Below are 16,258 nucleotides of genomic sequence, written 5' to 3' on the forward strand. Positions count from 1 at the left end.
TTAGTAAATAAGACCACTACCAGCTATGGAAAGACAGCTGTAGTGGTCTTTTTACAATTGAAGAACTTGGTACATGCTTAAGAAAAGCGGCTAATGCTGTACTGATTTGCGATAGCGGAGCGGTGATATTCCCTCTCTGCGCTTGAAGCATGCGGAGAAATAAGGTGCGTATTGAAAACCAACTTCATTGGCAATTCGCTCAATCGACCACTCCGAGGAAATAAGAAGTTTTTTCGCCTGTTCCAGACGGAACTCAAGCAAGTAATGGCTTGGCGTCATGCCATATTTCTTCTTCATGCAGCGAACGATGTAATTGGGATGGAAATGGAGCTCCTCGGCAAGGAGCTCATTCGTTATGTCATTACGAAAGTTCTGCTGTATATAAAATGCAGCTTTCTCCGCGAGACGTGTGGCAGGAGTGCTGTTTCTGTTCAAGCGTTCGCCTTCGAGCATAGCCAGGAGCTGCGCCAGCAAATTTTGTTCTTCCCAAAAGGAATCCCCAACCGTCAAACTTAGCAGCTGGCGCATCAGCTTAAAGGCATTCTCAGGATCGGCCAGCGAGATGTGCTTAGGGATATGGATAGTCGGAGGATTCGAGAAAGAATTCGCAGTAGCTCCTTCCTTCGCACTTGTACTCCAAGTCTTATGCTCGAAATGGATCCAATAAAAAATAGTATCCTGTTCGCAGGGCTTAACCGAGTAGTGCTTACCATCCGGCAGCAGGAGCAAGGTATCTCCTTTTCCAAGGGACCATTCCTGCCCGTTCTCTCCTATAAATAACTCCCCCTCAGCCACGATAATCAGGTCGAATATACCAAGTTTCCTTCGATTGGGATGCCGTTCGCCCACTCGAAACTCTGAACGGCCAGACTCCCAATAATAAGGAAGAGGTGGAGTTTGTAATTTTACGAGGTTGTCTTTATTCAAGGGATCCACGCTTCTATCTGTGTTATTTTGTATAGAAAAAAGTTCAATCCGTTCCTATTGGATTTGATGGATAAAGCATATACTCGAAAATAGATGGAGTCAATTTGTATCGTTTTGAGGAGGAGCATTATGAAATCTACACACACCCATATAAAAGATAATTTCTGGAATGAATATTCAGAGCTTGTACGCCAAACGGTTATTCCGTATCAATGGGAAGCATTAAATGATCGAATTCTAGATGCAGAGCCAAGCTACTCAATCCGTAATTTTCGAATTGCAGCAGGTCTAGAGAAGGGGGATTTCGGTGGCTGGATCTTCCAGGACAGCGATCTATACAAGTGGCTGGAGGCTGTTGCTTATTCACTTGAACGTCATCCCGATCCGGAGCTGGAACAAATCGCTGACGAGGCTATCGCGTTAATTGGACAAGCACAGCACGAGAACGGGTATTTAAATACGTACTTCACGATTCAGGAGCCTGGAAATGAGTGGACGAACCTGTATGAAGCCCATGAGCTGTATTGTGCAGGTCACCTGTTCGAAGCCGCAGTTGCTTACTATAAAGCTACGGGTAAGCGGAATCTGCTGAATATTTCCTGCCGTTTCGCCGACCTGATTGCTAGCTTATTCGGTACGAACCCTGGACAAATGAAGGCTTACTGCGGCCATCCGGAGGTTGAATTGGCTTTAGTTAAGCTGTATCAGGTTACAGGTGAAGAACGGTATTTGAACTTAAGCCTTTACTTCATTGACGAACGCGGCAGCAAGCCAAGCTACTTTATTGAAGAATGGGAACGTCGCGGGCGGACTACGATCTGGGCTCAGGGAGCTCCTAATCTTGAGGTTTATCAAAGCCATCTTCCAGTACGTGAGCAGCCGGTCGCCGTCGGACATTCCGTTCGAGCGGTATACCTGTATACGGCAATGGCCGATCTTGCCCGGTTAACTGGAGATGTCAAACTCCGCGAAGCTTGCGAGCGGCTATGGGCGAATACGACTGGCAAACAAATGTACATCACCGGAGGAATAGGTGCGACTCATCTCGGTGAAGCCTTTACATTCGATCACGATCTTCCTAACGATACCGTATATGCAGAGACCTGTGCCTCGATCGGCTTGATCTTCTGGGCACGGCGGATGCTTCAATTGGAAGCAAAGAGTGAATATGCCGATGTAATGGAACGAGCTTTGTACAACAACGTACTTGGAAGCATGGCTAAGGACGGTAAGCATTTCTTCTACGTGAATCCGCTCGAGGTTCTACCTGAAGCTAGTGTCAAGAATCCGGATAAATTCCATGTCAAGCCAGTTAGGCAGAAATGGTTCGGATGTTCCTGCTGCCCGCCTAACGTGGCGCGCTTGATCGGTTCACTTGATGAGTATATTTATGATGTGTCGGAAGACGGTCGTACAGCTCACGTTCATTTGTATATCGGGAGCGAGGTGTCATTCGAGGCTGGAGGCCAAAAGGTAGTGTTGAGCCAGAAATCGGAGCTTCCGTGGGACGGCCGGGTTGAATTCATGGTGTCTCTGCCGGAGGAAGCAAATGAAGCTTCGTTTACTCTAGCGCTGCGTGTTCCGAACTGGTTTAATAGTGATCGTCCGACATTAAAAGTAAATGGAGAATCCATTCATTACAGTATCGAGCAAGGCTATGCCAAGGTCGACTGCATGTGGAAAGACGGAGATGTGGTGGAGTGGCTGCTGCCAATCGAGACAAAGCTGATTGCTGCGAACCCGCTAATCCGCGCGGATGCTGGTAAAGCCGCGATCCAACGCGGCCCGTTCGTGTATTGCGTGGAAGAGGCGGATAACGGGAAGCCGCTCGCCTCATTATCGCTTGCCGATGAACCAACCCTGACAGAGCGTATGGCTGCCGATTTGCTCGGTGGCTGCGTCGTCGTAGAAGGTGCCGGGTTTGTTACGGACGATTCTGGCTGGGAGCCGGGCCTTCCATACCGAACATTAAGCAAGCAGAAAAAAGCCGTTCGCTTCAAGGCCATTCCTTATTACCTGTGGGGCAACCGTGAGCCAGGAGAAATGAGCATCTGGCTGCGCTATTAGCCTAAAAAATCCTATAAAAATAATTAATAATGAGCCAGTGGAATTTCATTCTACATGGCTCATTTTTTTGGTAATTAGACAGGAATCTAATGGACCTTGGTTCGCGAATATAGGCACATGTACCATAAATCGTCATATAGTAGTAAGGCACCAAGTTATTAGGCGCTTTCATGGTGCAATTTGGTGAAAAATGGGGTGGAATTATGCAAAACAACAGTATTGCGTATTTCTCGGCGGAATTCGGACTTGATGAATCCTTACCGATCTACTCGGGTGGCCTAGGCATATTGGCTGGCGACCATGTCAAGGCGGCAGCAGACTTGAATATTCCGCTTACGGGCGTAGGTATATTTTATGGCAAAGGTTATTTCCAGCAACGTATTGACGAAAGTGGTTCACAGCATCATTTGTACCCCCAAGTGGACCTAGAGGCGAGTGTCTATCCGGTTCAACTCGTGCGGGATGATAACGGTCGGCCGATCATCATAGAGGTTCCGCTCCAGGGCAGAAAGGTATATGCGAAAGCATGGTCCGTGCAGGTGGGCTCGGTCACCTTGTACCTGCTTAATACCGATGTTGAATCGAACAGTGATGCGGACCGCCACTTGACTGACACGCTATATCCAGGTGCACAGGACATTCGTATTAGCCAGGAGATCCTCCTCGGCATCGGTGGTACAAGATTGCTTACGACATTAGGCATCCGGCCAGAGGTCTGGCATATGAATGAAGGGCACTGCGCCTTCCTAACACTCGAACGAATCCGCATGCTTTCTGCTGAAGGTTTATCTTTCGAGACAGCCCTCGAAGCCGTCAAGGCAAGCACCGTCTTTACGACGCATACACCGGTTCCAGCTGGGCATGACGTTTTCTCCATCGATATGATGGACCGTTATTTCGGCGACTATTACTGGCAGCTCGGGGCTGACAGGGATCGGGTATTGTCACTTGGCAGCATGAATGGTGTATTCAATATGACGCGGCTTGCCGTCAGTACCTCGTCGAAAGTGAACGGGGTGAGCAAACTGCATGGTGAGGTTACCCGGGAGATGTTCCACCGCTGGATGCCTCATATTCCAGTAAGGGACATTCCCGTCGATTCGGTCACAAACGGCATCCATACCGGGACATGGCTAGGCGCTGACTTGAAAGAGCTGTTCGACCGGTATCTCCCGTCCGACTGGACCTTGCAAACCGCAGAACCGGAAGTATGGGCTGCCGTTCGGGATATTCCGGGCACCGAGCTGTGGGAGGAACATCAGCAGGCTAAGCTCAAGATGCTTCAGGCTTTTGGTCTTCCGCTCCCCCCATCTGATAGAATGCCGTTAATCATTGGTTTTGCCAGACGATTTGCGACGTATAAGCGGGCATTGCTTATCTTCAGTGACCCGGAGCGGATCGCGCGTATCCTGGGTAATCCAGACCGCCCGGTGGTCCTCGTTTTCGCAGGTAAGGCGCATCCCGCTGATGGACCCGGGCAGGACCTGATTCGCCAAATTGTGGAGCTGTCCCAGGATAATAGGTTCAAAGACCGCGTCTTCATGATAGAGAATTATGCTATGGATAAGGCAAAGCTGCTCGTTCAAGGTGTTGATGTATGGCTTAATACGCCACTGAAGCCAATGGAAGCCAGCGGTACAAGTGGGCAAAAGGCTGCTCTGAATGGCGTGCTTAACTGCAGTGTACTAGACGGGTGGTGGGTAGAGGGTTACAACGGTCGAAACGGATGGGCCATCGAGAGTACGATGGATGGCGACACCGAGCTCCAGGCGAAGCAGGATACCGAAGCGCTTTACCGGCTGCTGGAGGAAGAGATTATTCCGCTGTTCTACAAGCAGGGTGATCAGAAGGTTCCGATGGAATGGGTCAACGTAATGAAGGAATCGATCTGCTCACTTGCACCTGTCTACAACACTCAAAGAATGGTTACCGATTATTGGCACAAGATGTACGTTCCAACGAGTGCAAGAGGGAAGCGTTTCGCTGCGGATAACCTTGAGGTTGCGTCAAGGGTTGCGGCTTACAAGCATTTTATCCGAGACAACTGGTCTGGTGTCCAAGTCAGGAAAGTGGATATTATTGAAGACAATAGCTGCAGAATCGGACTGAACAAGAAGGCTTTCCGGGCTGAGATTGAGCTCGGCGCCATATGGCACAAGGACGTCCTCGTGGAGGCGGTTGGCTCCGATGGTCATCGCGGTCTCTGGAAGGTGACACTAAAGGCGATAAAGCAGCAGACTAAGGGACTCTATATTTACGAGGGCACTTCTTCAGACATCCCGGTAGACAACATCTGGAAGGCTGACGTAAACGTGCGGGTCACACCAATCAGTCCTGATTTCGCTAGCGATTTCGAACTGGAGTTGGCCGCTTGGGGTTAATTAAGGAAAATCCCCAGCTGCTTGATAACATGGAGGCTGGAACTGAATAGTGGAGAGCGAGGAGACTGCCGTGATGGGCAGTCTTTCCTCGGTCTCTTTTTTTATTAATCGTAAGTTAGTAAAGAAAATCATAACTTCTTCCGCTTTCACACTATTTGAAAGCGCTTTAAAATATACAACGACTACAACAGAAAGGAGGAGTTAGAGGAAGGAGTATGTACCAATATCGTAAAGAGAGGTGCTAGGAATGAAGATGAAGTTGAAATGGTTGGCCACTTTGCAAAGCTTGATATTGTTCGCCGCTGTTGCGTTATCCTTTGGCGCACAGACAGCAAGTGCGGCGGCTAAGACGATTAATAATGATGTATTCTGGAAGGATACCTCAGGCAATCCAATCTACTCTCAAGGCGGGAATATTTTGAAAGTTGGCAGCACGTATTACTGGTACGGAGTCAAATATAATGGAGCGGTAACTTACTATAATAATCCGTCTTCCAAAAACAGCGACACAAGCTTCGCTGCTGTGACCTGCTATTCTTCTACTGACCTTGCCAACTGGACGTTCTGCGGCAATGTGATAACCGGTGCGACCGATGGCTCGACCTGGGATGCGGATTGGCTGGGGCGCCTTGGGGTTGTGTACAACACAAATACGCAGAAATATGTGCTGATCACGCAGTATGCGGGTCCAGCCGGAAGCGGGATTGCCTTTGCAACAAGCAGCACGCCAACCGGAACCTTCACCTTTGATCATGTTCAAACCTCAATTACGAATGTAGTAAACAACATGTCAGGCGACCAGTCCACCTTCGTCGACGATGACGGGAAGGCTTATCTTATATTCAGTAATGCCAGCGGAAGAAGTCATCTTTATGTCTCTGAGCTTCGGGCATCAGATTATTTGAACGTCGAACCGGCGACTAACGTGTTCAACAGCAGCGCAGGCGGCCGTGAAGGGAATGCAATGTTCAAATATAACGGTGTGTATTACTTATGCTCATCCGACCTGCATGGATGGAATGCTTCGCATACTTACTGTATCACTTCGACGAGCATTAAAGGCACATATGGCAGTGAGTTTGTCATGAATGGAACAGATGCAGACTTCTCGCATGTCTCGCAAACTTCCATGTTTATTAAAGTGCAAGGAACCTCACAGACCACGATTCTATTCGGCGGTGACCGCTGGAGCGACTTCGCCGGCAACGGAATTGGTTATAATCAATGGATGCCGATCTCGTTCAGCGGTACGACACCAACCATGAATTCTGTTAGCCAGTTTAATCTGGATGCGGCAACGGGAACCTGGAGTGTGGGCAGCGGAAACAACTATGCAAAGAATCCAAGCTATGAGGCGGACAGAGTATCCCAGATCAGCCTGGCAGGATGGAGTACCTGGTTTAACGTCGCTGTAGATCCGAACTCCAATGTTGATGGCGGAGCCCATTCGGGAAGATGGTCGGGTAATCAATATGCCACGACTGCTTACAGCGCGAGTCGTTATCAGACGGTGACCGGTCTGCCGAACGGAACGTATACGCTGAAGGTATGGGTGAAGAGCAGCGGCGGGCAGACAACTGCCCAGATCTATGTCAAAAATTACGGTGGCTCCGAGCTGGATGCCGCTATTAATACGTCGATCAGCAGCTGGACACAGATAACGGTACCTAATATTCAGGTGACAAACGGGCAAGCACAGATTGGCCTGTATTCGGTTGCTAATGCCGGCAACTGGGTGAGGGTAGATGACTGGTCATTGATTAAAAACTAACTATTCAATTGCAGGCAGCAAGCCGGGGAGCATCTCCAAGGCTTGCTGCTTTTGCTATGCCGATACCAAGGAGGAATCATCTTCAAGAATCAAAGGTAATCATAGCTTTTTCCTGTATGCAGGCCACAATCTTCCTTCTATAATGAGGTGACGGAGTCGTGTCCACAATTAGCTAGTGTGAATCTTATCCGTTACATCAGATTCAGGAGGGATTCTCTTGAAGTTATTAATTATTGACGACGAGACTCGGACAAGAGAATTATTGAAAAATTATATCCCTTGGGACACTGTTGGTATTGATGAAGTAGAAACGGCGCGCAACGGACTTCAGGCACTCGAGATTGCAATGGAACATAAGCCTGATATCATTTTGTGTGATATAAGAATGCCGAAGATGAGCGGCATCGAATTCGCCAGCCAGTATCGGGAGACCGATCCTGATTGCCCGATTATTTTCCTCAGCGGCTTCTCCGATAAGGAGTATCTGAAATCAGCCATTCAACTGAAAGTATTTACATATATTGAGAAGCCCGTGAATTTGAACGAAGTACGTGATGTGGTGGAGTCCGCCATTCGGCTCCGCAAGGAAGAGCAAAAGCGCAAGGAGGAAGAACGGAAGCTCCAAGAAGGGTACGACCACAGTCTGCCTTATCTGAGACAAGAGATGGTGCGCCGGCTTGTATCTAACCCGGAGTCCCCCCATGTTATTCCTGCGCTGCGAAGCCGTGAAACGTTCCTGCTTCCAGCGGAAGGACCTTTTACGATAGCGGTCTCAAGCCTTTATTGGAGTCCTTTCAATCTCCCGGAAGATCCAGGTGTGACGCAATTAAGAATACTAGAAGCGATTTCGAGCTGTTATTATTTTAATGAAATGAAAGCGCTTGCTGGATTTGATTCGCTCAATCATCTGGTGCTTATCTTGCCGGGTGAGTATGGCAGCACCTATCGAAAGGGCAGAGCAGAGATAGAGGATGTTTTCTCGGAGCTCCGTGTTATTGCGGGACCAACCGTCGATATTCGAATCGGAATCGGGCAGACGGTATTCTCTCATAAGGAAATTCCGGAATCCTATCGAATGGCTTCACTTGCTTGTGCTTACCAATATTATAGCAGCGGATCAAAGCCGATTTTCTCTGATGCCCTTGATAGCCATGCCCCAGTTGTGACGAACTGGGAAGAGGTACGGATGATGCGTGATCAGCTGCGTAAAGGCCATGTAGATGAAGCCAAACGAATCGTGGGGGAATGGACGGCTTACGCACGTAAGCAGAGGGACCTTGATATTTTGCGTCTCAAAGATACCTATTTTCAATTCCTCATTGCGATTATGGAGACAGCTGTACAGCTTGGGCTGGCTGAGATTTCGAAAGATACCGAGAGGCGCTACATGTGGAAGGAGATCGACCGCATTCCAAGCCTGGAGGAGCTGGAACAATATGTGTTGTCGTTTCTTGATGCGATGGCCGAGCCAAGCGATGATGAGGCAGGAGCGGGAAGCGGTAAGATGAGGGAGATTATGCGTTATATCCATGCCCACTTTCATGAGAAAGGCTTTACGATCCGTGCGATAGCTGATCATGTTCAGCTAAGTGAAACGTATCTATGCGCTTATTTCAAGAAGCATAGTCGGCAGACGATTAAGGAGTATATTACGGATACAAGGATGAACAAGGCGAAGGAGCTGCTGAGTGATCAGAATGTAAAAATGATTGAAGTGGCGCTTCTGATTGGCATGACTGATGCTAATTACTTCACCACCTTTTTCAAACGTAACGCAGGCTGCACTCCTTCCGAATTCAGGGAGCGTGCCGCCCGATGAGAAGAAGACTGAAACGACCAATCTTCTTAAGCATTCGGTATAAACTGTTTGCGACGTATGTTCTTGTCATTATGATCCCGTTTCTGCTGCTATTGTTTATTCATATCAGCACCACGCAGCAAGAGAATAAAGAAGCGGCGGTCTATGCCTCACGCAAAATGCTGGATGAGACGAAGGCTTATCTCGAATATAAGTCGGAAGCGATTACGGAAGTGCTTAATTTTATCGCCTTTAACGAGCTTGTCCAGAAGGCAGTTGATGAGGATTCCAAGCCTTACGAGGACATTGACGTCTGGCATATGGCTTCGCTGCAGCTCTCAAGGCTTATTAATCAGTTCCGTTATAACGAAGATATTGATTCCATTCAGATCTATATGAGACAAGGCTTAGCCGGCGCAACGGAAAATATTGATTTCCTGGATATGAAGAAAGTGGAATCGGAAGCTTGGTATACTCGGTTCTCCTCTGTTAACGCCTTTGTCGCATGGCTGCCTTCCACTGCCATAACGCCCGGTGCTGACAGCCGGGAATTAACTATCCTGCGTAAAATTCCGAATGAACATGATATTCAGCAATTTGATGGTATTGTCCGAGCCCGCGTAAAGCCTGCAGCGATGGAGTCTGTTCTTAACCATGCTATCCTGACTCCGAATGCAGCTGCGTTCCTGTTCAATGATGAAGGAGAGCTGCTTGGCAAATCCGACCGGTTCTCTTATTCGGATGAGCTTGTGAAGGAAGTAAGCGAGCTGTACCTCGATTCCGACGAAGTGGACAACTATTATAACAATAATTATCCGATCGAAGGAAGCCGGCATTTGCTTGGTGTGCAGGCTATTCCTCATACGGATATGAAAGTTGCACTTGTGGTGCCTTATACCGATATATTGCAATCCAGCGTCAAAGCGAGAAACCGGATAATATCGATCTTCCTAATCGTTGTGCCCTTTATGCTGCCTTTCTCTTTCTTCGTAGCTGCTTCGGCGACAAAGCGGATTCGAAGGCTGATTGTTCATGTGCGGAAGGTGAAGCATGGACATTTCCAGCTTGCTCCTCTGCCGGCGAATGATGATGAGATCGGTGAGCTGACCCATAACTTCAATACGATGGTTCAGAACATATCTGGTCTAATCGAAGAGAAGTCGTCGCTTGGGCGCGAGGTTAAAAATAAAGAATTGAAGGCGCTCCAGGCGCAGATCAACCCTCATTTTCTGTACAATACACTTGATCTGATCAATGCGATGGCGATTGAATCCAATGCGGGCGATATTAAGCGGGTCGTAGACGAGCTTGCTGTTTTCTACAAATTAAGCTTGTCGAACGGCAAGGAATATGTCTCGCTGGAGAGCGAGCTGAAGCATATTGAAGCGTATGTTCGAATCCAGAATATGCGCTTTGGTGACAGCGTCAGATTAGAGTTTGAGGTTTCAAGAGATCTATACGACTGCCAGCTGCCCAAGATTCTGCTCCAGCCGCTTGTTGAGAATGCAATTCTGCACGGCATTATGGAGAAGGACAGTGAAGAAGGAGAGATCAGGATTGCAGCCTGGACCGATAAGGGTGATCTTCTGATTAAAGTGACTGATGATGGAGTAGGCATGTCTGCCGAGCAGCTTAGTACGATCCTGCAAGCCCCTTCAGTGGAGGGTGACAGGGGAGGTTATGGCGTCCGTAATATTGAAGAGCGGCTGCAGCTGTCTTATGGTCTTCAATACGGCCTGAGGTTCGACAGCTCAGAGGGAGAAGGAACCAGCGTTTTGCTGCGGCTGCCCGAACGAAGACTGGATGAACGGGGGAGAGCGCAATGAGACGGGGAATAAAAGGACAGTTATGGCTGGGTACGGCTCTGCTGTCCGTACTTCTCGTGCTTGGATTGACAGCTTGCACTGGTAATGGGGATGAACAAGAAGCAGCTAACCCAGGTCCTGGTCACGAGAAGGAAGTGAAGCTTGTAGGTTATCTGCTTGGAGAGGCACCGAAGGGCATTCAGCAAGTACTGCAGGCGATTAACGAGAAGCTGAAGAAAGATATCAATGCAAAGATTGAGCTTAATTACATAGCGTGGAATGACGTCGCTTCGAAGTACCCGCTTGTTCTTGCAAGCGGCCAGGATGTTGATTTTATTTTTGCAGCGGACTGGAACTTCTATGTATCTGAGGCTACAAAGGGGGCATTCTATCCGCTTAGTCAATCCTTGCTGGAGCAATACATGCCGAGGCATATGGAGGCTATGGCGCCCGAAGCGCTCCGTGCAGCCGACGTAAATGGAACACCTTATATGATTCCGACCTCCTCTCCCGATCGTAAGGTGAATATTGCCTTATTCCGTAAGGATGTGATGGATAAGGCAGGCATGACGCAAATTACAAAGTTCTCGGAGATTGAGCCGTACCTCGCTGAGATAAAGCGCAGTTATCCAGGCATGATTCCTCTCAACCTTGATTCCCAATATGATCTTCCAACCCCGTTTACTTATTTGCTGATGGAGAAATTTGCCTGGTTTAGTGCTCCATTCGATTCAGGTGATCCGCTTGCTCAAGGAATAACAGCGGATATGGAGGACCCGGAGGGTGTCATGTACAGCATGACAGAGGAGCCGATCCTGAGCTGGCAGAAGGAAGTCGCTTATATAATGAAGGACTGGTATGACAAGGGATATATGAATAAAAACCCGTATGCCAACAGCATTCGTTCCAAGGACAATTTCTGCAACGGCAAATCGGGTATCGCATTCGGCAATTCCATCGATATGATGAATGTTTTTATGTCCTGCAAGGAGCAGGGCATTGATGTATATCCATTTCCGATGGTGTATCCGTCCGGGAAAGCCACGAAGGCAAGTTGGCTGAACAATGGTGTAGCAATATCCGCTTCCTCCAAAAATCCGGAGCGTGCCATGGAGGCTCTTGATCTGCTTATGGAGGATCCCTCCTACGCGTATCTGGCTTATTATGGCATCGAAGGGATCAACTATACCATTACGCCTGACGATAGGATTGGCTTGCCAGAAGGAGTTACGTCCGAGTCGAATACATATCCTCCTGATGCTGCCGGCTTCTGGTTTGTGAATAAGAACCTCTTTAAACCGGTTGCCAATTGGACGGATCCCTATAAGGCTTTGCAGGAGCGGGTTCAGCCGCTGCTCGAGCCGACCCCTTTACTTGGATTCCTGTTTAATTCTGATCAAGTGAAGTCGGAGATTGCCAATCTGAAAAGTGTATCCACACAATATGCGCAGCCGATCTATATCGGGGCGGTTGATAATGTGGAGGCTGCTTTTGACACGTTGGTACAGCATATGAAGAAGGCTGGAATTGATAAGGTTAAGGCGGAAGTACAGAAGCAAGCGGCTGATTATCTTGCAAATCAATAATTAGATTGAGGAAGCCTGTCCGGGCGGTAATGCCGGGTGGGCTTTTTTTTATAAGTGCCGGTAGATGTGATTTTCAAAGATGATCGTAAGTTTACCCCGTGTGAGGCGGAATGCACTTTCGGTAACATAGAAGCAGATAGAGATTGCTGGAGAGAATGCTATGGAGGTTGCACATGAAGGATATTCGAAAAAATTGGCTGTTGTATCTGATGTTTGTACCCGTTGCTGTTTATTATGTTGTATTCGCTTACATTCCGATGGGCGGTATTGTTATGGCGTTCGAATCCTATTCCAGGCATGGTGGCATGTTCTTAAGTGAATGGGTTGGATTGGATAACTTTCATTACTTTTTCGCTTCGGGGAAGGCTTGGCTTGTGACTCGCAATACGATGGTATATAACGTTATATTCCTAGGCTGCTACACCGTGTTCTCCATCGTTGCTGCCGTTTTCTTATCCGAGATCCGCCGCAAGTCGTTCAAGAAGCTGAGCCAAACACTGATGTTCCTCCCTTATTTTATATCCTGGGTTACCGTATCGGCGTTTGTCTATAACTTCCTTAATTATGAGTATGGCATTGTAAACAAGGTTCTTCATTTTCTCGATATACAGGCACTTGATATTTATTCCAACACGAGCTATTGGTACTTCCTGCTGCCGTTCCTGTATGTGTGGAAGTGGGTGGGCTACGGAAGCATTTTATACCTGGCTGCCATTGTGGGCATTGACCAGGAAATATATGAGGCGGCAACCATTGACGGGGCTACCCGGCTCCAGCGCATTATGCAGATTACACTGCCTCTGCTAAAGCCAACGATGGTCATTTTGATTCTACTGGGTCTAGGCCGGATTATGAGAGGCGAGTTCGATATGTTCTATCAGTTAATCGGTAATAACGGCTTGTTAATGGATGCCACAGACATTATCGACACGCTTGCTTTCCGCTCTTTGATGGGGTCTGCAGACTTCGGTATGGCGTCTTCGGTTGGTCTGTACCAATCCGTGCTGACGCTGATTATTATCTTGGCAGCCAACTGGCTTGTCCGCAGATATGACAAGGAACAAGCCTTGTTCTAAAATCTGCAGCCTTTATTCAACTTAAGTGAGAAAGCAGGGTGTTAACATGAGCAGTCAAGCTTCTACAGGAAAGCTGAATTCCGCTCCTATCTTTACAACGATATCGTATACGGTCGTCTCCATTATCGCGCTGATCTGCCTGCTGCCCTTTATTGTTCTGCTGGCCGGTGCATTCTCTTCGGAAAGCTCTGTGCTGAGTGATGGATATTGGTTCTGGCCGAAAGACTTTTCAACAGAAGCGTTCCGGTATATTTTCCGCTACCCCGGGGATGTTCTCTCCGCTTATAAGGTTTCGGTTATCGTGACCGTTGTTGGTACAGTTATATCGCTCTTCATCTCGACGATGGCAGCGTACGTCCTCGGGAGGAAGGAGCTTGCGCATCGCAACAAGCTGGCGTTCTTTCTTTTCTTCACAACGCTGTTTAATGGCGGTCTTGCACCCTATTATATTTGGCTCAGCCGCAATCTTCATCTGACCAACACTTATGCCGTGCTCATTCTGGGGCCGATGTTCAACGTGATGTACATTCTGATTCTTCGAAGCTTTATCAAAAGCTCCGTTCCTGAACCGCTTATTGAATCCGCGAGGATTGACGGAGCGGGGGAGATGAGGATTTTCTTGCAGATGATTCTTCCGCTTAGTAAGCCGGCGCTTGCCTCTATCGGAGTGTTTACTGCCTTGGCTTATTGGAATGACTGGTGGACAGCCATGATGTTCACCACGAAGGATTCTATGATTCCGCTGCAATATTTGCTGTATAAGATGTTGTCTTCAATTAATCTCTCGTCGGCTATGGCCCAGCATGTGACAAGCCTGGATGCTCCGAAGGAGACATTTAAGCTAGCGATGACAGTCATCGCAACAGGCCCTATATTGCTTGTCTTCCCGTTCGCTCAGAAATATTTCGTAAGTGGTGTCACGATTGGTGCTGTAAAAGGGTGATATAGATTCCGATCTGATCTCGGAGTATATATAGATGATGTAATTGCTTGGCCACTATAAGGGGAGGGATTCACTTGAAAAGAAATACAAAAAGCCTATTTACTATGCTGGCATTGATCGCAATGATTGCGCTTCTAATCACAGCCTGCAGCAACAACAACAATAATAATAGTAATACAGCAGCATCTTCCAATGCCTCAACGGAGCCTTCGGCTTCACCATCTGCTGACAGCACTGAGCCGACAGCCACAGATACCGGTAATGACCACTCGGAGGAGATAAAGCTTGTTGGTTATTTACTTGGCGAAGCGCCAAAGGGTATGCCGGATGTGATGACGGCACTTAATGAGAAGCTGAAGAAGGACATTAACGCAACTCTAGAAATTAACTATATTGGATGGGGAGACATCGCTTCCAAATATCCTCTTATTCTAGCGTCCGGTGAAGATGTCGACTTCGTCTTCACGGCGGACTGGAACTTCTATGTGCCTGAAGCGAACAAGGGCTCTTTCAAAGAATTGACTCAGGATATGTTCCAGAAATACATGCCGAAGTACACGGCAAAGCAAGACCCGGCTGCTTATAAAGCAGCTCAAGTTAACGGCAAGCAGTACATGATCCCAACAACAACGCCAGACCGCAAAGTAAACGTCATTGTCCTTCGCAAAGACGTAATGGAGAAGGCTGGTTTAACTAATCCGACTAAGATCTCGGAACTTGAGCCTTACTTCGCTGAGGTCAAGAAAGATTATCCGAACATGATTCCGCTTAATCTGGATTCCCAGTATGACTTACCTACGCCATTTGGGGCTTTGGTATCAGAGAAGTTCGCTTACGCTGGTGCTCCGATTGATTCCGGTGACCCTTCCGGTATTGGCAACTATACGGATCAGGAAGATCCATCCGGCAAAATCCTAAGCATTACGGATGAGCCCGTTCAAGGCGCGTTCAAATACGCAGCAGGCATTATGAAGCAGTGGTATGATGCAGGGTATGTTAACAAGAATCCCTATTCCAACAAGATCCGCTCGAAAGATAACTTCTGCGATGGCAAATCAGGTGTAGCGTTTGGCAACTCGATTGATATTCAAGCGACACTGTCGTCCTGCCAAGACAAGAATATCGAGACTTACATTATGCCGGTTCTGTCACCAACAGGCCATGCACCGTCCAATAGTTGGCTGAACAACGGTATTGCAATCGCTGCTAACTCCAAACATCCGGAGCGGGCGATGGAAGCACTTGATCTGATCATGGAAGATCCTACTTACGTATTTAACGCTTATTACGGTATCGAAGGTAAAAACTATGTTATTACGGCCGATGATAAGCTGGCTCTGCCCGACGGTGTAACTGCTGAAACCAACACATATCCGCCGGATGCCGCAGGCTTTTGGTTCGTTGATAAGGATAACTTCAAGCCAAGCGTTAGCTGGACGGATTCCTACATTGAATTAAATAACAAGATTAAAGATTTCTTGCAGCCTGTTACTTATCTTGGCTTTACATTTAACACGGATAACGTGAAGACAGAAATCGCGAACTTGAAGAACGTATCCACGCAGTACTTTATGCCACTTGCTATTGGAGCTGTTAAGGATGTCGATAAACAGTTTGATTCGCTCAATTCCAAGATGAATGCAGCTGGTATTGCTAAAGTGAAGAGCGAGCTTGAAACACAGGCAACTGCGTTCCTAGCTGCTAAGGGTTGATAGCTATTATAGAGTAAGTAAGATGTCAACAAGCCGGTCAGATGCTGCATCTGACCGGCTTGTTATTTTACTTGCTTATAAGCTCTTTGCTAACCACTCCAATTACAAAATTGGATGGTATAAGATTATACGCAATTGGCTGGTTACATTCGTACTTCTCCAATCTATGATTAATAGTAATAAAGTCATACG

10 protein-coding genes are annotated in these 16,258 nt (G+C 47.7%); 9 read left to right on the forward strand and 1 reads right to left on the reverse strand.

Annotated elements, in window-relative coordinates:
* Positions 1 to 90: 90 nt before the first annotated feature.
* Entirely contained in the window at positions 91 to 927 is an 837-nt protein-coding gene (locus FHS17_RS26540; RefSeq protein ID WP_167281808.1) for an AraC family transcriptional regulator, read from the reverse strand.
* A gap of 129 nt (positions 928 to 1,056) precedes the next feature.
* On the opposite strand from FHS17_RS26540, the gene FHS17_RS26545 reads away from it, so the two are divergent.
* The 9 genes from FHS17_RS26545 (at position 1,057) to FHS17_RS26585 (ending at position 16,066) form a co-directional block, all read left to right on the forward strand.
* Entirely contained in the window at positions 1,057 to 2,994 is a 1,938-nt protein-coding gene (locus FHS17_RS26545) for a glycoside hydrolase family 127 protein (protein WP_167281810.1), read from the forward strand.
* 203 nt (positions 2,995 to 3,197) lie between these two features.
* Complete coding sequence (gene glgP / locus FHS17_RS26550) at positions 3,198 to 5,375, forward strand: alpha-glucan family phosphorylase (RefSeq protein WP_167281812.1); 2,178 nt, start codon at positions 3,198 to 3,200, stop codon at positions 5,373 to 5,375.
* Positions 5,376 to 5,622: 247 nt separating this feature from the next.
* Positions 5,623 to 7,146, forward strand: coding sequence for a family 43 glycosylhydrolase (locus FHS17_RS26555; protein WP_167281814.1), 1,524 nt, complete (start codon positions 5,623 to 5,625; stop codon positions 7,144 to 7,146).
* Between the two features lie 217 nt (positions 7,147 to 7,363).
* Positions 7,364 to 8,965, forward strand: a complete 1,602-nt coding sequence (locus FHS17_RS26560; protein WP_167281817.1) for a response regulator — start codon at positions 7,364 to 7,366, stop codon at positions 8,963 to 8,965.
* The gene (locus FHS17_RS26565; RefSeq protein WP_167281819.1) at positions 8,962 to 10,770 is read left to right on the forward strand and encodes a cache domain-containing sensor histidine kinase; all 1,809 of its coding nucleotides are present in this window, start codon (positions 8,962 to 8,964) and stop codon (positions 10,768 to 10,770) included. The genes FHS17_RS26560 and FHS17_RS26565 overlap by 4 nt, the downstream gene beginning before the upstream one ends.
* Positions 10,767 to 12,335: an extracellular solute-binding protein gene (locus FHS17_RS26570; RefSeq protein WP_167281821.1), complete on the forward strand. Its 1,569-nt coding sequence runs from the start codon at positions 10,767 to 10,769 to the stop codon at positions 12,333 to 12,335. Before FHS17_RS26565 ends, FHS17_RS26570 begins: the two co-directional genes overlap by 4 nt.
* Positions 12,336 to 12,508: 173 nt before the next feature.
* Positions 12,509 to 13,411 (forward strand): ABC transporter permease, encoded by a 903-nt coding sequence (locus FHS17_RS26575; RefSeq protein ID WP_167281823.1) that lies wholly within the window; start codon positions 12,509 to 12,511, stop codon positions 13,409 to 13,411.
* A 46-nt stretch (positions 13,412 to 13,457) separates the two neighbouring features.
* Positions 13,458 to 14,354, forward strand: a complete 897-nt coding sequence (locus tag FHS17_RS26580; protein ID WP_208420585.1) for a carbohydrate ABC transporter permease — start codon at positions 13,458 to 13,460, stop codon at positions 14,352 to 14,354.
* A 74-nt stretch (positions 14,355 to 14,428) separates the two neighbouring features.
* Positions 14,429 to 16,066 carry a DUF3502 domain-containing protein gene (locus FHS17_RS26585; protein ID WP_167281826.1) on the forward strand — a complete coding sequence of 546 codons (1,638 nt, stop codon included), beginning with the start codon at positions 14,429 to 14,431 and terminating at the stop codon, positions 16,064 to 16,066.
* Positions 16,067 to 16,258 lie beyond the last annotated feature (192 nt).

The sequence above is a fragment of the Paenibacillus lupini genome (genome assembly GCF_011761355.1).
GTDB lineage: Bacteria > Bacillota > Bacilli > Paenibacillales > Paenibacillaceae > Pristimantibacillus > Pristimantibacillus lupini.